The 16,393-nt window shown below is 65.2% G+C and carries 16 protein-coding genes; 11 read left to right on the top strand and 5 right to left on the bottom strand.

Annotated features, from left to right (window positions below):
• The first annotated feature begins 4 nt into the window (after positions 1 to 4).
• Together DVS29_RS00475 and DVS29_RS00470 are read left to right on the top strand one after the other, a co-directional pair.
• Positions 5 to 1,486, top strand: coding sequence for an MmgE/PrpD family protein (locus DVS29_RS00475; protein ID WP_205962383.1), 1,482 nt, complete (start codon positions 5 to 7; stop codon positions 1,484 to 1,486).
• A gap of 153 nt (positions 1,487 to 1,639) precedes the next feature.
• Positions 1,640 to 1,921: an antibiotic biosynthesis monooxygenase family protein gene (locus DVS29_RS00470; RefSeq protein WP_118178715.1), complete on the top strand. Its 282-nt coding sequence runs from the start codon at positions 1,640 to 1,642 to the stop codon at positions 1,919 to 1,921.
• Between the two features lie 28 nt (positions 1,922 to 1,949).
• Here the strand turns inward: DVS29_RS00470 and DVS29_RS00465 are convergent, their stop codons facing one another.
• The 3 genes from DVS29_RS00465 to DVS29_RS00455 form a co-directional block, all read right to left on the bottom strand.
• Positions 1,950 to 2,375, bottom strand: coding sequence for a lytic transglycosylase domain-containing protein (locus DVS29_RS00465; RefSeq protein WP_240655416.1), 426 nt, complete (start codon positions 2,373 to 2,375; stop codon positions 1,950 to 1,952).
• A gap of 158 nt (positions 2,376 to 2,533) precedes the next feature.
• Entirely contained in the window at positions 2,534 to 2,923 is a 390-nt protein-coding gene (locus DVS29_RS00460) for a hypothetical protein (protein WP_118178462.1), read from the bottom strand.
• A 12-nt stretch (positions 2,924 to 2,935) separates the two neighbouring features.
• Positions 2,936 to 3,304, bottom strand: coding sequence for a hypothetical protein (locus DVS29_RS00455; RefSeq protein ID WP_164707805.1), 369 nt, complete (start codon positions 3,302 to 3,304; stop codon positions 2,936 to 2,938).
• 685 nt (positions 3,305 to 3,989) lie between these two features.
• Between DVS29_RS00455 and DVS29_RS00450 the strand changes: the two genes are divergently transcribed.
• The 6 genes from DVS29_RS00450 (at position 3,990) to DVS29_RS00425 (ending at position 12,401) form a co-directional block, all read left to right on the top strand.
• Positions 3,990 to 4,208 (top strand): hypothetical protein, encoded by a 219-nt coding sequence (locus DVS29_RS00450; protein WP_118178461.1) that lies wholly within the window; start codon positions 3,990 to 3,992, stop codon positions 4,206 to 4,208.
• 114 nt (positions 4,209 to 4,322) lie between these two features.
• On the top strand, positions 4,323 to 6,299 hold the full coding sequence (locus DVS29_RS00445) for a methyl-accepting chemotaxis protein (RefSeq protein ID WP_118178460.1): 1,977 nt from the start codon (positions 4,323 to 4,325) through the stop codon (positions 6,297 to 6,299).
• Between the two features lie 225 nt (positions 6,300 to 6,524).
• Positions 6,525 to 7,802 (top strand): NupC/NupG family nucleoside CNT transporter, encoded by a 1,278-nt coding sequence (locus tag DVS29_RS00440; RefSeq protein ID WP_118178459.1) that lies wholly within the window; start codon positions 6,525 to 6,527, stop codon positions 7,800 to 7,802.
• Positions 7,803 to 7,820: 18 nt separating this feature from the next.
• A complete protein-coding gene (locus DVS29_RS00435; RefSeq protein ID WP_118178458.1) occupies positions 7,821 to 8,210 on the top strand; it encodes a cytidine deaminase in 390 nt (129 codons plus the stop codon).
• A complete protein-coding gene (locus DVS29_RS00430; protein WP_118178457.1) occupies positions 8,207 to 9,172 on the top strand; it encodes a nucleoside hydrolase in 966 nt (321 codons plus the stop codon). The genes DVS29_RS00435 and DVS29_RS00430 overlap by 4 nt, the downstream gene beginning before the upstream one ends.
• Before the next feature lie 379 nt (positions 9,173 to 9,551).
• Positions 9,552 to 12,401 (top strand): bifunctional diguanylate cyclase/phosphodiesterase, encoded by a 2,850-nt coding sequence (locus tag DVS29_RS00425; protein WP_240655415.1) that lies wholly within the window; start codon positions 9,552 to 9,554, stop codon positions 12,399 to 12,401.
• A gap of 14 nt (positions 12,402 to 12,415) precedes the next feature.
• Here the strand turns inward: DVS29_RS00425 and DVS29_RS00420 are convergent, their stop codons facing one another.
• Positions 12,416 to 13,321: a LysR family transcriptional regulator gene (locus tag DVS29_RS00420; protein WP_118178456.1), complete on the bottom strand. Its 906-nt coding sequence runs from the start codon at positions 13,319 to 13,321 to the stop codon at positions 12,416 to 12,418.
• 186 nt (positions 13,322 to 13,507) lie between these two features.
• On the opposite strand from DVS29_RS00420, the gene DVS29_RS00415 reads away from it, so the two are divergent.
• Entirely contained in the window at positions 13,508 to 14,827 is a 1,320-nt protein-coding gene (locus DVS29_RS00415; protein ID WP_118178455.1) for a DUF3422 family protein, read from the top strand.
• A gap of 44 nt (positions 14,828 to 14,871) precedes the next feature.
• Positions 14,872 to 15,063 (top strand): hypothetical protein, encoded by a 192-nt coding sequence (locus tag DVS29_RS00410; RefSeq protein ID WP_118178454.1) that lies wholly within the window; start codon positions 14,872 to 14,874, stop codon positions 15,061 to 15,063.
• Between the two features lie 61 nt (positions 15,064 to 15,124).
• On the opposite strand, the gene DVS29_RS00405 is transcribed toward DVS29_RS00410, so the two are convergent.
• Positions 15,125 to 15,754 carry a LysE family translocator gene (locus DVS29_RS00405; RefSeq protein ID WP_118178453.1) on the bottom strand — a complete coding sequence of 210 codons (630 nt, stop codon included), beginning with the start codon at positions 15,752 to 15,754 and terminating at the stop codon, positions 15,125 to 15,127.
• 143 nt (positions 15,755 to 15,897) lie between these two features.
• On the opposite strand from DVS29_RS00405, the gene DVS29_RS00400 reads away from it, so the two are divergent.
• The gene (locus tag DVS29_RS00400) at positions 15,898 to 16,362 is read left to right on the top strand and encodes an Lrp/AsnC family transcriptional regulator (RefSeq protein ID WP_118178452.1); all 465 of its coding nucleotides are present in this window, start codon (positions 15,898 to 15,900) and stop codon (positions 16,360 to 16,362) included.
• Positions 16,363 to 16,393: the final 31 nt, after the last annotated feature.

The following is a 16,393-nucleotide window of genomic DNA, read 5'->3' as shown; positions in this document are numbered from 1 at the left end:
ATCGATGCCGTCACGCCGCCGCGTGCTGCAATCCGCTGCCGCGCTCGCGGCGCTGTCCGTCGCTCCGTTCGGCGCGGCGCTCGCGGCGGACCCAACCGCCGGCGATAGCAGCGATACGCACGCCGATGCCGACAACAACGGCATCACCGCGCGCCTCGCACGCTACATGGTCGCCGCGCAGGAGCAGCCGCTGCCCGATGCGGTAGTGACCGCGTGCAAGAACCATATCCTCGACACGTTCGGCGCGATGGTGTCCGGCGCGCGGATGCGGCCGGGCACGCTGGCCGTGAAGTACGTGCGCGGTCTGGGCGGCACGCAGCAGGCGTCGGTGATCGGCGCGAATTTCCGCACGACGATGGTGAACGCCGCGCTCGCCAACGCGATGTGCGCGCATTCCGACGAGACCGACGACTTCGAGCCGGTCACGAAAGCGCATCCTGGCTGCTCTGTGGTGCCGGCGGCGCTGGCTGTTGCGGAGAACGAAGGATCGAGCGGCGCGCAGTTCATTCGCGCGGTGGCGCTCGGCTACGACCTCGCGTGCCGGCTGCTGATGGCGCTCGGGCCCGATCTCGTGCGCGCGACGCATCGCAGCGCGGAAGGCACGGCGTCCACATTTGGCGGGCTCGGCGCGGCGGCCGCGCTCGCGCGTCTCGACGAACCGCGCACGCGCTTCGCGATTTCGTACGCGGCGCAACAGGTGTCAGGCTTATGGAGCTGGGTCAAGGACAAGGACCACATCGAGAAAGCCTTCGATTTCGCCGGCATGGGCGCGCGCAACGGCGTGACCGCGGTCGACATGGTGCGCTCGGGCATGACGGGCGTGAACGATGTGCTGGACGGCACCAACAATCTCTTCATCGCGCTGTCGACGAAGCCGGATCCCGAAGCGATGCTCGATGGACTGGGCAGCCGCTTCTTCGTGACGGAAACGGCGATCAAGACGTATTCGGTCGGTTATCCGATCCAGTCGCCGCTCGATGCGTTCCTCACGCTGCGCAAGCAGTACGGCTTGACGCCCGACAACGTGCAGAGCATTCGCGTGCGGATTCCGACGGACGCGGTGGGGATCGTCGGCGATAGCGCGATGCCCGACGTCAACTGCGCGCACATCGTCGCGATCGCGCTCGTGAAGGGTGGGCTGTCGTTCGCCGACAGTCACGACGCGTCGCTGATGCACGATCCGCGCATCGAGGCGCAGCGCGCGAAGATCACGGTGGTAGGCGATCAGCAGCTGATGGACCCGGCCGCGCCGCGCGGCGGCATCGTCGACGTGACCACCACCGATGGTCGCACGCTCAGCCACACCACGCGTTTTCCGCCGGGCACGAAGGAGAACCCGCTCAGTGTGGAAGGCGTGAACGCGAAGGCGCGCGATCTGATGACGCCCGTGCTGGGCGCGGACAAGACCGGGAAGCTGATCGAGCGGATCAACCGGCTCGAAAGCGTCGAACGGATCGATCAGCTGCGGCCGCTGTTCACGGTCTGAGCACGCGCTGACCGGAGCGTTTGCCTCGAATCCCTGCAACCGGGTTATGCTGGCGTTCGCCCGACGCCGTTCGCATCGCACTCAGTGGGTGCCGGCGGCGACGGGTATCGTTCAATGAACCAGACGACAGAGGAGAAGCTCGTGGTCTACGAGATGGCGCATATCGACGTGATTCCGGGGAAAGAAGCCGAGTTCGAAGCGGGCGTGTCGCAAGCCGTACCGCTCTTCAAGCGCGCGCGTGGCTGCAGGAACGTCGAGCTGCATCGCACGGTCGAGCAGCCGGACCACTATGTGCTGGTCGTGCAGTGGGACACGATCGAAGACCACATGGTGCATTTCCGCGAATCCGCGGACTTCCAGGAATGGCGCAAGCTCGTCGGTCCGTTCTTCGCGAAGCCGCCGGTCGTCAATCACACGGAAGTGGCGGTCAGGTAAGCACCGCCACCTCTTCCGTTGACCTCGCTCACTGTGCCGGCTGCAGTTCGCCCCACGAGACGAGGATCTTCTGGATGTTGCGCGCGTAAGCATCGCGCGCTTTCGGCGACTCCGAGTGGTACGCGCCGATCGCGCGCCACGTATTGCCGTACTTCACCATCTTCTGCTTGAGCAGCCACGCGGCGACATACACGTTCACACACGGATCGGTGAGCGCGCGATGCGGAATGCCCTGCCTCGCGAGGTCGCCGAAATGCACCGAGTTGATCTGCAGCTGGCCGACGTCGATCGAGCCGTTCGAATTGCGGTTGATCGCGGTCGGGTCGCCCTTCGATTCGAACCATGCGACGGCGCGCAGCACCGAAGGATTGACGCCCTGGTAGGCGCCGGCTTCATTGAAACAGTCTTCGGCGCGCAGCATGCCGCACGACAGCGACAAAACGGCGGCGAGCATCAGCGCGACGGGCAGCGAGGAGAACATCCTCTGTCGCGAACGGGGCGCGGCGGAAAGAGCGGTGGTGAACATCGGCAGATCTCCGGAGGCAGGTAGGCAATCGGTGCGAAAGGGGCAGCCGCGTTCGCGCTTGCGATAGACGCGGCGGCCGGGGTGCGTCAGCGGCTCGCGGTCGCCGCGACAGGTTCGTGTTCGCGCGCGAGCAGCAGCGCCTGATCGATCTGGCGTTCGACGCTATGCAGATACACGCGCGAGTCGTCGGATACGACGAGGCGGGCCATCGGCGCCGTCGGACGACGTTCCGCCACCACGCGCCCCTTCTTCTTGCGCGAAGACGTAGCAGGACGCGCGGGCGGCTCGTCTTCTTCTTCATCGCTCGTCGCGACGGGGATCATCGACAGCGTGGGCAGAGGCGGATAGACGCGATCGGCCGCGGCCGGCGCGGACGCGACGAGAACCGGCGCCGCCGTTTGTGCGGCCGCGGGCTGGCCGGCGAACGCGGAGCTTGCCAGCAGCAGGCCGGCCGCCAGAGCGGAAAGTCGGTACATGGCGTGGTCTCCTTATGGCGTCGGCTTCACCGAGACGCTGTAGGTCTGGTTCGCGCCAGCCGTCAGGTTCTCGAGACTGATCTTGACCGAATGCTGCGCCGGAACACCCCGCCAGATCGCCTGGTTCAGATAGGGGAAATCGGCGCCGAGCGCGGTGACCAGAATGGTGGTCGGCTGCTTTTGCGCTGCGGCCAGCGCCCCCACCTTGACCAGTACCGCCGTCAATTGCGGATCGCGCGCGCCGAGTGCATCCGGCGGAATCCGGAAATTGACGATGTCGGTCGAAACCGGGGTTTTAACGGGCTGTGCGGCTTCCTTCGGAGGCAATTGCGCGCAACCGGCAAGGGCGAGGACAGCCACAAAAAAATAAGCCTGCTTCACAGGGACGCTCCATCCAAAGTCGTTTCGCTACCACGTCTATTTCGGCCGGCCACTAAAGAACTTGATGCCGATCGGCAAACGTTTGCTAAATCAGCAGACTTTTACTCGCGAGCATCGTGAATCGGAAAATTCCAGGCTCGTATCCTACTAAAGACGGTAAAGCTGCCCTGGGGATTTCGCGTGACGTGAAGCGTATCGGGTCGGTAAAACAGGTGTTTGACGGAGTGCGCGCTTAAAACATCGGTGTTTTACCAGGGTGGGGCCTGGGTTGACAGGGCGCCGGGCGGTAAAAATGGATTTAAAGCGATGATTAATCGATGTTAATGGTTGATATAATGCGGCGCTTTTTCGGATTTAATGCGGCCCGCAGATCAGGGTGGACATATCGTTAAAATGCAGGGTTAACTGGATATCGCAGATATTGAAAATCGAATATCCGGGCCACCATGCCGCCATTTTCGCTTTTTCGAATTTCGGTTCGCAAGCGGATTTGATCCGCCGCACATTTCCTCGTCTTACCAGGGCAGTGTCCGCACGCTCAACGTCACCTCAGGATTGAAGATGCGCGTTCCACAGGCGGAGGTGTCAAGCGCCAGGCCGCAGAGTAAACTGAGCGATGAGGAGCCCACGCTGCCGCAGCGCCTGCGGTTGCGACGGGCTCCATTCCTCCTTCCTGACACGCGCGATGAACACACCCGAGCCCAAAGAGCCGACGCCACGACGTCTTTCCAACACGACGTTGAACGTCCTGACTGCGTTGATCGGCGTGGGCACCCTCGCGCTCGGCATCGGCTGGCTCGTCTACAGCTACTACGTCGACCTCGAGGTGCCGTACTTCGCGATCCCGCTGGTGCTCTCGGTGCCGGTGATCGTGGCCGTCACCTTCCGCAACTTCTTCCGCTAGCTAAAGAATCGTAAGGTGGTGCCGATAAAAGTCCATAACGTCGGCTGCTTTCGCGCACCTCCCAGTGCGCGGCAGCCGCAAGTCCGCTGGCCTTTTTGAGCACATTCACCTGCTATGGAACTCTTCGTCTTGCGTCGCGCCGGTATCGGCGTGCGACTCGCTGTCCTGTCCTGCGTGCTGTTCGCCGTGAGCTTTGCCGCGTTCGCGTGGGCGCTCACGCATTCGGCCGGCACCCAGGTGAACGAGCAGGTGTTGACGCGCATCGCCGAGAAGGACAAGTCGATCGCGGACACGATCGCGCTGTTCGACAAGGCGCTGACGTCTGAAGTGGGTCGCTCGATGACGCAGTTCGAAAGCCTGCTGCCGACGAACTACGCCGACGACGAGACGACGAAGGTCAATATCCAGGGCACCGACGCGCCGACCTTCAAGGCCGGCGACCGCGTGCTCGACCTGGACTTCTCGATTCCCGACGACTTCCTCGCGCATAGCGGCGCGATCGCGTCCATCTTCGCGCGTACCGGCGACGACTTCGTGCGCGTGACGACGTCGCTGAAGAAGCAGGACGGCTCGCGCGCGATCGGCACGCTGCTCGACCGTAAGGGCCCCGCCTATGGCCCGGTGTTCGCCGGCCAAACCTACACGGGTCTCGCGACGCTGTTCGGCAAGCGCTATATCACGCAGTACAAGCCGGTGAAGGATGCGAGCGGCCGCGTGATCGGCGCGCTGTTCGTGGGTGTCGACGTGGGCGCGGAAATCGCGTCGATCGAAGACGGCATCCGGCAACTGAAGATCGGCGACAGCGGCTACTACTTCGCGATGGATGCATCGAACGGGCCGGACCGCGGCAAGTTCATCGTGCATCCTCAGGCGAAGGGCAAGCTCGCGGACGAAGCGAACGCGCCGTACCAGCAGATGCTCGACATGAAGCAGGGGCAGCTCGAATACAGCTCGGCCGATGCAACGCTCGGCGAGAGCAACGCCCGTGACAAATATGTATCGTTCACCTACGTACCGGAGTGGCACTGGATCGTCGGCGGCATCGCGCCGCGCGACGAAGTGATGGCCGACGTGAACGCGACGCGCGACCGCTTCCTGCTGATCGGCCTCGCGCTGGTCGCGGCATTCGGCGCGCTGTTCCTGTTCGCCGTGCGGCGCCTCGTCAGCCGTCCGCTGGAAGAGGCCGCGAAGGCATCGGAACGCCTCGCGGCAGGCGATCTCAGCGTGCGCATTGCCGATGGCGGGCGCGCGAAGGACGACGAGATCGGCCGCCTGATCCGCGCGATCGACGGTATCGGCGATGGCATCGCGCGCATCGTCGCGCAGGTTCGCGACGGCGCCGCCGGCATGTCGGCGCGCACCGGGCAGATCGCGAGCGGCAGCGAAGACATCGCCGCGCGTATCGCGACCCAGGCGAGCAATCTGGAGCGCACGGCCGCGAGCATGGAGCAGATCACGTCGAACGTGCAGCAGAACGCCGACAACGCATCGCAGGCCAACCTGCTGGTGTCGGGCGCATCGGAAGCGGCGCTCGAAGGCGGCCGCGCGGTGGGCCGCGTGGTGTCGACGATGGACGAGATCGACCGCGCCGCGCGCAAGATCGCCGACATCACGAGCGTGATCGAAGGGATCGCGTTCCAGACCAATATTCTCGCGCTGAACGCCGCGGTCGAAGCGGCGCGCGCCGGCGAGCACGGCCGCGGCTTCGCGGTCGTCGCGTCCGAAGTGCGCGCGCTTGCACAGCGCAGCGCCGCGTCGGTCAAGGAGATCGAGGCGCTGGTGGCCGAGTCCACATCGACCGTGGAAAGCGGCGCGCGCATTGCCGGCGAAGCGAGCTCGACGATGCAGGGTATCGTCGACCGCGTGCGCCAGGTGCACGACATCATGGGCGAAATCAGCCAGGCGTCGCGCGAGCAGTCGGCCGGCATCGAACAGGTCAACATCGCGGTCACGCAGATCGGCGAGGCGACGCAGCAGAACGCGCAGATCGTCGACGACGCGCAGCGCCAGGCCGTCGCGCTGCGCGATGAAGCGGCGCAGCTCGCCGATGCCGTCAGCGTGTTCAAGCTGAAGGGCGGCGTGCATAGCTGATCCCAGGCATACCGAAGCGCGCGTTTTTCGCGCTTCTTGCCCCAAAGGCGCCGGTTCCGCAAGGAACGGCGCCTTTCGCTTTTTGCGGCAATGCATCAACGGACGTCGCGCGCGCAACCGTTTGCGCGCTTCAGGCATTCCTTAGCGCGCCCTCTACGCAGAAGGATTTTTTTTCATCCGCGTTTCGTTTAGCATCGGGCCACTTCGACCACCGTTTCGACAGACATGTCCCTGATCGCGCGAAATCTGATTGGCATCGCCGTGCTGCTGCTGATCGCCTTTATCTTTTCCACGAACCGTCGCGAGATACGCCTGCGCACCGTGGTGCCCGCACTCCTCGTGCAGATCGGCATCGGTGCGTTCATGCTGTTCGTGCCGTTCGGCAAGACCGTAATTTCGGGTGCGGCCGCGGGCGTGAACGCAGTGCTCGGCTATGGACAGGCCGGCATCGAGTTTCTGTTCGGCGGCCTCGTCGAGTCGAAGATGTTCGATATCTTCGGCGGCGGCGGCTTCGTGTTCGCGGTGCGGGTGCTGCCGGCGATCATCTTCGTGACCGCGCTGATCTCGGTGCTGTACTACATCGGCGTGATGCGCTGGATCGTGCTGGTGCTCGGCACGATCTTCCAGAAGCTGCTGGGTGTTTCGAAGATCGAATCGTTCTCCGCGGCCACCACGATCTTCCTCGGGCAGAGCGAGATGCCGGCTGTCGTGAAGCCGTTCACGCCGGAAATGACCGGCGCCGAAATCTTCGCGGTGATGGCGAGCGGCATGGCGTCGGTCGCGGGTTCGGTGCTCGCGGGTTACGCAGGTCTCGGCGTGCGGATGGACTACCTGCTGACTGCGTCGTTCATGGCGGTGCCGGGCGGTCTGCTGTTCGCGAAGATCATTCACCCGACCACCGAGCCCACCCGCGTGCAGCTCGACAACCTGAACTTCGACGAAAAGCGTCCGGCGAACGTGATCGAAGCGGCGAGTTCGGGCGCAACGGTCGGCCTCAAGATCGCGGCGCTCGTCGGTTCTATGCTGATTGCATTTGTGGGGCTGATCGCGCTGCTGAACGGCATTGTGGGCGGCATCGGCGGCTGGTTCGGGCATCCGGATGTGTCGATGCAGTCGATTCTCGGCCACGTGTTCGCGCCGCTCGCGTACCTGATCGGTGTGCCGTGGGGCGAAGCCGCGGTGGCGGGCAATTTTCTCGGCCAGAAGATCATCCTCAACGAGTTCGTCGCGTATGCGTCGCTGTCGCCGTATCTGAAGGACGCCGCGAGCGTCACGGCCGCTGGCTTGCAGGCGCTGGACCCGCGTACCATAGCGATTCTGTCGTTCGCGCTGTGCGGCTTCGCGAACTTCTCGTCGATCGCGGTGCTGACGGGCGGCTTCAGCGCGGTCGCGCCGGGGCGGCGTTCCGAAGTGGCGCGCTACGGCCTGCGCGTCGTGCTGGCGGGCACGCTGTCGAACCTGATGAGCGCGACCATCGCGGGCATGTTCATTTCGCTTCACTGAGTTTTCCAAGGGACCGGCATGACGATGGACCAATTGCTCGAACGCGCGGGTGTTGCGCGCGAGCGGGCCTATGCGCCCTATTCGAAGTTCAAGGTCGGCGCGGCGCTGCTGACGAAAGACGGCCGCGTGTTCGACGGCTGCAACGTCGAGAACGCGTCGTATGGCCTTTGCAATTGCGCGGAGCGCACGGCATTTTTCAGCGCGATCGCCGCGGGTTACCAGCGCGATCAGTTCGCCGCGCTCGCGGTGACGGGCGACACCGACGGCCCGATCGCTCCGTGCGGCGCGTGCCGCCAGGTGATCATCGAGCTGGGCGGCCCCGACCTGCCGATCCGCCTCGGCAATCTGCGCGGCGACACGCGCGATACCACCGCGCGCGAGCAACTGCCGGACGCGTTCTACCTATGAGCGCGCACAAGGTCATCTACGACACGGACCCAGGCGTCGACGACGCGATGGCGCTCGTATTCCAGGCGCTGCATCCAGACATCGAACTGCTGGGCGTGACGAGCGTGTTCGGCAACGCAACGATCGAAACGACCACGCGCAACGCGCTTTATCTGACCGCGCGTTTCGCACCGGGCGTGCCGGTTGCGCGCGGCGCGGCGACACCGCTGAAAAAGGCTCCGCCGGAGCCGCTGGGCTGGATTCATGGCGACAACGGTCTCGGCAACATCGAACTGGGCGCGTATGCCGAACCCACGCCGGACCCACGCCCGGCGCATCGCTTCATCATCGACACCGTCCGCGCGCATCCCGGCGAAGTGACGCTGCTCGCCGTCGGCCCGCTGACCAACCTCGCGCTGGCGCTGGCCGAAGACCCGGAAGTCGCGACCCTCGTCAAACAGGTCGTGATCATGGGCGGCGCGTTCGGCACCGATGGCATTCACGGCAATGTGACGCCGGCGGCCGAAGCGAACATCTACGGCGATCCGCATGCGGCCGACATCGTGTTCGGCGCCGCGTGGCCGGTCGCGATCGTCGGGCTCGACGTGACGCAGAACACGATCATGTCGCGCGACTACGTGGCGTCGCTGCGCGATCGCGGCGGCGAAGCGGGGCGTTTCCTGTGGGACGTGTCGCGGCACTACGAGCAGTTTCACCAGCAGACCGCGCAGATCGAGGGCCTGTACACGCACGATCCGTCGGCGGTGGCCTATCTGGTCGCGCCGCATCTGTACACGACGCGCAAGGGCCCGGTGCGGGTGGTGACCGAAGGCCTCGCCGCGGGGCAGACGCTTCAGAAGCCGCTGACGTTGAGCGTGCCCGCGCCCGACTGGGATACGCGGCCGGCGTGCACCGTGTGCGTGGGCGTCGACGAGGCGGCAATGCTGGCGCTTTACGAGCGGACCATCTGCGGCGGGGCGTGAAGTCCCTGGCGCTGCCGCTTTGCCATAGGCTTTGTCATAGATAGACCGGACAATTCCGGTCACTTCCATCCGTACACGTGTTTGAACGACAATCCGTTGAGCAGGCACGAAGTTCGCGGCGCATCTGGCCGGTGCCTAAAGCAGTACGCGCGAGTGCCGTTAAACCGCTTTGAATCGGACGGGTCGCCAGCCTGGTGTCAAACGGGGGGCGCTCGCCACAGGATCAGGGAGCGGATTTGGACGTACGCCAATCCGGCTATGGCATGGAGTGCCGATGGAATTCCTCTCCGCGAACCGGGCACAGGGGCCGGCCGCGAATCAGGACGAGATGCAGCAGGCCGCGCGCGACGCAGGCGCGGCCGCAGGCATGGGCGCGCCGATGACGACCGCCGCGTCGGTCGAGGCCGTGCTCGAAGCGGCACGCGTTCGCATTGGCGCGCGCCGCTGGGCATGGTATCGCTCGGGCGAAGCGCTACAGCTGGCCGCGAAAGGCGACACGCCCGGACCGTGGCCGGCCCGGCTGCACGACGCCGAACTCGACGCATTCTGCGTGTCGCACGATCTGCACCGCTGCCCGGTGGGCAGCGGCAGCGTCGTGAGCGGCTGGCTGCTCGTGCCTGCCGCGGAATCGCGCGACGAGGCGTTCAGCGCGTTCGCGAACGCGCTCGGTCTGCAGCAGCTTGCCGAAGCGCTGGCCCGCGCGCAGAACACCCAGCACGTGCTGTATGAAATCGCGTATCTCGCGAGCTCGATGCGCGAGCGTTCCGAGTTTCTGCTGGGCGTGCACCGTCAGCTCGCCACGCTGATCGACGCCGAAAACTTCTACCTCGCGCTGTACGACCCGGCCGCGCGCCGCATCACCTATCCGTACTACGTCGACGTGATCGACGTGCAGGCGCTCGAATCGGAAGACTTCGACATTCTCGACATGAACCGGCTGTCGTTGACGGGCCAGGTGCTGACGAGCGGCCAGCCGTTGCTGATCGACGCGGCCGGTATCGCGCAGGCGGAAGCGGAAGGGCGCTTCCATTGCGTCGGCGACCGTCCGGAGTTCTGGATGGGCGCGCCGCTGAAGAACGCGTCGGACGAAGTATTCGGCATGGTCGCGATGCAGGTGTACGACGTGTCGCGCATCTACAGCGCGGAGGATCGCGCGCTGTTTCTCGTCGTCGCGCAGCACATCGCGATGGCGCTCGACCGTATCCTGCACCGCGCGAATCTCGAAGACACCGTATCGCGTCGCACGTCCGAGCTGTCCGAACTCAACCACGCGCTGCGTCAGGAGATCGCCGAGCGCAAGCGCGCCGAGCACCTGCAGGGCGCGCTGTTCCGCATCGCCGAGCTGTCGAGTGGATCCGGCGACATGGTGGAGTTTTTCCGCAGCCTGCACGGCATCGTCGGCGAGCTGCTGTCCGCGCACAACTTCTATATCGCGCTGTGCGACGATCGCACGGCAACCGTCTCGTTCCCGTACTACGTCGACGAACTGTTGCGTGAGCATCCGGGGCCGCGACGCGGCAAGCGCGGGCTGACCGAATACGTGATCACGCAGCGCCGCGGGTGCCTGATCGATCGCGACGACGCGCAACGGATGATCGACGCAGGGCTGATCGAGTTCGATACCGGCAACATCAACCTGCGCTCGTGGCTGGGCGTGCCGCTGTTCGAAGGCGAAGTGGTACGCGGCATGCTGGCCGTGCAGAGCTATTCCACCGACGTGCGCTACACGCTGCGCGACCAGGACCTGCTGACCTTCGTATCGCGCCACATCGATACCGCGCTCGCGCGACGCAGCGCGGCGGACGCGCTGCATGCGGCGAACGTCGAACTCGAGGCGCGCGTGCAGGACCGCACGCGCGAGCTGGACCGCGCGAACGCGCAGCTGCTGCACGAGAATTTCCACGACGCGCTGACGGGCCTGCCGAACCGCACGCATCTGCTCACACGCCTGCGCAACGCGTGGCTCGATCATCGCGAGCTGGAGCGGCCGCTCGTCGTGATGTTTCTCGATCTCGACCGCTTCAAGGTGGTCAACGACAGCCTCGGTCATCATTTCGGCGACCAGCTGCTGGTGCTCGCGGCGGGGCGTCTGCGCGGCTGCCTGCGCGATGGCGACATGCTCGCGCGGCTGGGCGGCGACGAGTTCGCGATCCTCTCGCCGGATGCGACGGTGGATGCGGCCGTGGGCGTCGCGGAACGGATTCTCTCCGCGTTCGATCTGCCGTTTCACATCGACGACCACGTGGTGTTCTCGTCGTGCAGCATCGGCATCGTGAGTGCCGAGCAGCAGTTCCACACCGAAGCGGCAGACCTGCTGCGCGATGCCGATACCGCGATGTATCGCGCGAAAAACGGCGGTCGCGACAACTACGTCGTGTTCAACCAGGAATTGCGGCGCGAGGTGTCGGACCAGATGCGCCGCGAAGGCGCGCTGCGCAGCGCGCTGAAGCGCGACGACGAACTGGTGCCGTTCTTCCAGCCCATTGTGTGCGCGGTGAGCGGCAAGCTGACCGCGCTCGAAGCGCTGGTGCGCTGGCGCCAGCCGGACGGCCGTGTGCTCGCGCCGGGCCAGTTTCTGCCGGCGATGGAAGGGTTACGGCTGATCGGCCGGCTCGATCTGTACATGCTCGCGAAGGTCGCGGCGATCCTCGCGCGGCCCGAGCATGCAGGCTGGCCGCCGGTGCACGTGAACTGCTCCAGCTACAGCATGACGCGCCCCGACTTCGCGGACGATGTGTTCGCGCTATTGCAGAGCCACGGCGTGGCGCCGGCGCGCATCTGCCTCGAACTCACGGAAGGCGCGCTGATCGCGGAGCCCGACATCGCGCGGCAGACGATGCAGCGTCTCGCGGACCACGGCCTCTCGGTGGTGCTCGACGACTTCGGCACGGGCTTCTCGTCGCTCAGCTATGTGCACCAGTACCGCTTCAGCGGGCTGAAGGTCGACAAGTCGTTCATCTTCGGGCTCACGTCGAGCGCACGCACGCGCGCGATTGTGCGCGCGATCGTGCGGATGGCTGAATCGCTGGATCTATCGGTGGTGGCGGAAGGCGTCGAGGACGCGGCCGCGCTCGCGTCGCTCAGGCAGATCGGCGCCGCGCAGGCGCAGGGCTACTACATCGCGAAACCGATGCCGCTGCAGGACCTGACCGACGCGCTGAAGGCAGGCAAGGGCGAGCAATGGCTGCCGCCCGCATCGGGACCGGCTGGCGGCAGCGCGGGCGGTTGAGGTTCGTTGTCGATTCAAACTCTTGCGCCGCCGCGCACGGACGATGACGCCTCGGTAGCCGGCAGAGGCTGCCCGCGCAGGTCCGCCATGATCTGTTCCGCGAGAAAGTCACAGGGAGGCCGGCGCGATTTCGCGCTTCGTGCCAGCACGAGTTCGAGCGGCGGCAGTTCGGGCAAGCCGTGCGAGCGCCCGAGCACGGTCAGCTGCGCGGGGATCGCGCAACGCGCGAGCGGCGCGACGGCCAGGCCCGCTTCGACCATGCTGAGCAGGCCAAGCAGGCTCGGACTCTCGTACGACGTGCGGTACGGCACCTTGGCCGTCTGCAGGCTGCGGATCGCGTTCTCGCGCGCCACGCTGCCGGGCAGGAACACTGCGATCGGCAATGGCCGCTCTTCCCACACGCGCGGACCATTCGCCATGGCTGCCCATGCCATTGGTTCGAGCCGCACGAATTCGCCGGACAGGCCCTTCACCTTCGTTCCGCAGACGAGATCCACTTCGCCGTCTTTGATCAGCGGCGCGAGTGCGCTGCTCGGCAACCCGATCACCTGGATTTCCACCTTCGGGTACGTGGCCGAAAACTTCTTCAGCACCGAAGGCAGCAGCGACGACGCGTAGTCGTCCGGCACGCCGATCACGACCTTGCCGGTCACGTCCGGCCGTACCACGGCTGCCCACGCCTCGTCGCGCAACGCGAGCATGCGCCGCGCGAAACCGAGCAGCACTTCGCCTTCGCGGGTGGGCATCACGCTGCGAGCACGGCGCACGAACAGCTGGCGCCCCAACGCCTCCTCGAGACTCTTGATCTGCATGCTGACCGCGGACTGCGAGCGGTTCACGACCTCCGCCGCGCGCGACATGTTGCCGGTCTCCGCAATGGCGACGATGGTGGCCATCACGTCGTGATCGAGCATCTTCATATCTATCAGTAAAATTGAGAGCAACAATCAATATTATGCGATTTTGTTGTCGATGAACATCTGCCATAGTTCGGAGCATTGAATATCGATGCGGTTGCTGCTGGCGTTCACGCTTAGCTTTTCGTGCTGCACTGCACGGTGGCGGCGAACCCGCCAGGGTGAACCCGAATGCACGGTGTACTGACCATGGATCATCCGTTACGCGCAACGCTGGCCGGGGAATTGCACGCGCGTCCGTTCCTGCGCCTGTCGGGGTCTGCGTCGATGACGCACTACGCGATCTACGACGGCAACCACCCCGCTATTCACGAGACGCTCGTTCACGCGCTGTGCCGCGAGACCGGCATCGAGCCCCCGCTGGATGGCGCAACGCACCACTCGGTGCAGTCGCCGTGCGGGTGGCATCTGAAGTGGGAACGTCACACCGAATTCTCCACGTTCACTTTCGTCGCACTGCGAAACGATCTAGACTGGTTTGACGATCTCGCGATTCGCGGCATTCCCTCAAGCTGGTTCGCTCAGCTCGATGGCCTTCGGTTCGTCGCGGCGCGGCTCGAACTGGTGAGCGGCGATGCGGCGCGCACAGCATGTGCGCCGTGTGAAAGGGCGCGGGAATGGATCGGCGGGCCGATTCTCGTCGGCAGCACGGTGCTGGGCGGTGGCAAGGTGTTCTGCGACTGGAGCGTGCCGCCGGATGGCCTGATGCGCTTTCTGGTGGTCGACGAAGACTTCCGCGAAGAGCAGGGCGGCCGCCTGCTGCAGCGTCTGTACGAGATCGAAACGTACCGGATGATGGCACTGCTCGCGCTGCCGGTGGCGCGCAGGATGGCGCGCGATCTCGACGACATTCACGCGGCGCTGCAGACGCTGATGCAGCGCATGGATGCTGCGAGTGCGCAGCACAACGACGCGGAGCTGCTCGTGAGCCTCACGCATCTCGCGGTGCGCGTCGAAGCGCTGTCAGGTTCGGCGGGGCGCTTCAGCGCATCGCGTGCGTATGAAAAACTGGTGCTCGCGCGCATGCAGGAATTACGCGAAGAGCGCATCGAAGGCATGCCGACCATCTCCGAATTCATGGAACGGCGCTTTGCCCCAGCGATGGAAACCTGCCGCAGCGTATGGGCTCGCCACGAGCAAACCGCGGCCCGGATCGCGCGCGCGGTGGATCTGTTGCGAACGCGCGTGAATCTTGCTCAGGAAAAGGATGTGACGCGTCTGCTGGTGGGCATGGAACGCACGGCGCGCAATCAGCTGCATCTGCAGCACGCGGTGGAGGGGCTGTCGGTTGCGGCGATCTCGTACTACGTGTTGTCCCTGGCGGCGGCCGCGTTCAAGGCGCTGCACGTGCTGTGGCTGCCGGTCGAACCGGAACTGGCCGAGGGCATGCTGATCGTGCCGGTCGTGGCCGCGGTGATCGCCATCACGCGACGGGCGCGGATGCGCATGCAGCATGCGGACGAACCCTCCGTCGCGCCGCAACGTCGGCCGGCCGAACTGAATTCATGACCTTGCTTACCGACAACCTTAAGAGAAACCGAAGAGGAACCGAAATGTCTACCTACCCATTCGTCGATCACTACACGAAAGCGGACGACGCAACGAACGAGCGCGCACGCACCGATGACCACGAGCAGTCCGACACGCCGTATCTGTGCGCGCTGAAGGCGCCGACCTCGCTGCTCGTGGGCAGCTCGAGCGACCGCCCCGACGTGGCGACGGTCGCGATTCTCGGCTACAACTGACCACGCCTGACGCGCGTCCGCTTAAGTCCGCTTAAGTCCGCTTAAATCCACTCCAGTCCGCTCAATCCAGCGAGAGCCGCAGCGCAAAGCCGATCAACGCTGCGGAGAAGGTCCAGCGCTGCAGGGTCTGCGCGAGCGGATGCGCGCGTACCCAGCTTGCGATGCGCGCCGCACCGAGCGCGTAGAGCGCGTCGAAGCAGGCGCCGATCGCGAGCAGCACGACACCCAGCTCGACCATCTGCCACGCGACCGGCCCCGCTTCCGGCCGCACGAACTGCGGCAGCAGCACCGAGCAGAACAGCAGCGCCTTCGGGTTCAGCAGATTCGTGAAGAGGCCCTTGACGAACGCGGTGCGCAGCGGCCGGCTGCCACGCGCTTCCGTGTCGTTGCCTGGCAACGCGAACGCGGGCGAACGGAAGATCTGGATCGCCACCCAGCCCAGATAGATCGCGCCCACATAGCGCACGATGTCGTAGAGCCACGGCGCGTTGCGCAACAACGCGGCGACCCCGCACGCGGACAGCGTGACGTGCGTCGCGCGCGACAGACCGAGGCCGAGTGCGGCCGCGAAACCGCTCTTCGCGCCGCGTCCGATGCTGGTCTGCAGCACGAGCGCCATGTCGGGGCCAGGCAGCGCATAGACCACGACGAGCGCCGCGATATACATGATGAGGAGATGAGCGGAAACCATGAGAACCTCGCGTGTTGGAGGGGTCATGATGCATGTAGGGCACTAGCAGAGATTGGCGATTTACGGCTCACATTCGAATGGAAATGGTGCTTTCCGCCAAACTGAAGGAAAATAGCGAGGAATTCCACTACTTCTCCTGAGCCATGTCCGATCTCGACAAAACCGATCGCGCGATCCTCGCGGCCTTGCAGTCGGACGGGCGCATGTCGAACGCGAAGCTTGCCGAAACCGTTGGCCTGAGCGAGACACCTTGCGCGCGCCGGCTCAAGCGGCTGGAAAACGACGGCTACATCGAACGCTATCGCGCGATGCTGTCGCGCTCGGCATTGGGGCTGGGCGTGGTCGCGTTCATCTATGTGCGCTTCGCGGTGCATGACCGCGCTACGGCCAACCGCTTCGAGCGCGAAGTGCAGGCCATTCCGCGCATCCTGTCGTGTCACAACGTGTCGGGCAGCGCGGACTACATCCTGCAGGTGGTGGCGCGCGATCTGGACGACTACGGCAGCTTCATGCGCGACGAACTGCGCAGTCTGCCGGGCGTGACGTCGGTGGAATCGTCACTGTCGTTGCGCGAGGTGAAGCCGTACGCGGCACTGCCGGTGCCGTGACAACGCTTGCCATGCGGTGCCCGCCCGGGGC

The organism is Paraburkholderia phosphatilytica (genome assembly GCF_003443895.1).
Lineage (GTDB): Bacteria > Pseudomonadota > Gammaproteobacteria > Burkholderiales > Burkholderiaceae > Paraburkholderia > Paraburkholderia phosphatilytica.
Note: the sequence above shows the minus strand (reverse complement) of the source record. Positions and strands in the feature narration are given on the sequence as shown.

Coding starts and splice junctions, on each gene's coding strand:
- DVS29_RS00450 (WP_118178461.1), top strand. CDS start 3,990: ATGAACACACCCGAGCCCAAAGAGCCGACGCCACGACGTCTTTCCAAC.
- DVS29_RS00430 (WP_118178457.1), top strand. CDS start 8,207: ATGAGCGCGCACAAGGTCATCTACGACACGGACCCAGGCGTCGACGAC.
- DVS29_RS00410 (WP_118178454.1), top strand. CDS start 14,872: ATGTCTACCTACCCATTCGTCGATCACTACACGAAAGCGGACGACGCA.
- DVS29_RS00415 (WP_118178455.1), top strand. CDS start 13,508: ATGGATCATCCGTTACGCGCAACGCTGGCCGGGGAATTGCACGCGCGT.
- DVS29_RS00470 (WP_118178715.1), top strand. CDS start 1,640: ATGGCGCATATCGACGTGATTCCGGGGAAAGAAGCCGAGTTCGAAGCG.
- DVS29_RS00445 (WP_118178460.1), top strand. CDS start 4,323: ATGGAACTCTTCGTCTTGCGTCGCGCCGGTATCGGCGTGCGACTCGCT.
- DVS29_RS00460 (WP_118178462.1), bottom strand. CDS start 2,923: ATGTACCGACTTTCCGCTCTGGCGGCCGGCCTGCTGCTGGCAAGCTCC.
- DVS29_RS00440 (WP_118178459.1), top strand. CDS start 6,525: ATGTCCCTGATCGCGCGAAATCTGATTGGCATCGCCGTGCTGCTGCTG.
- DVS29_RS00465 (WP_240655416.1), bottom strand. CDS start 2,375: ATGCTCGCCGCCGTTTTGTCGCTGTCGTGCGGCATGCTGCGCGCCGAA.
- DVS29_RS00435 (WP_118178458.1), top strand. CDS start 7,821: ATGACGATGGACCAATTGCTCGAACGCGCGGGTGTTGCGCGCGAGCGG.
- DVS29_RS00425 (WP_240655415.1), top strand. CDS start 9,552: ATGACGACCGCCGCGTCGGTCGAGGCCGTGCTCGAAGCGGCACGCGTT.
- DVS29_RS00400 (WP_118178452.1), top strand. CDS start 15,898: ATGTCCGATCTCGACAAAACCGATCGCGCGATCCTCGCGGCCTTGCAG.
- DVS29_RS00405 (WP_118178453.1), bottom strand. CDS start 15,754: ATGGTTTCCGCTCATCTCCTCATCATGTATATCGCGGCGCTCGTCGTG.
- DVS29_RS00475 (WP_205962383.1), top strand. CDS start 5: ATGCCGTCACGCCGCCGCGTGCTGCAATCCGCTGCCGCGCTCGCGGCG.
- DVS29_RS00420 (WP_118178456.1), bottom strand. CDS start 13,321: ATGAAGATGCTCGATCACGACGTGATGGCCACCATCGTCGCCATTGCG.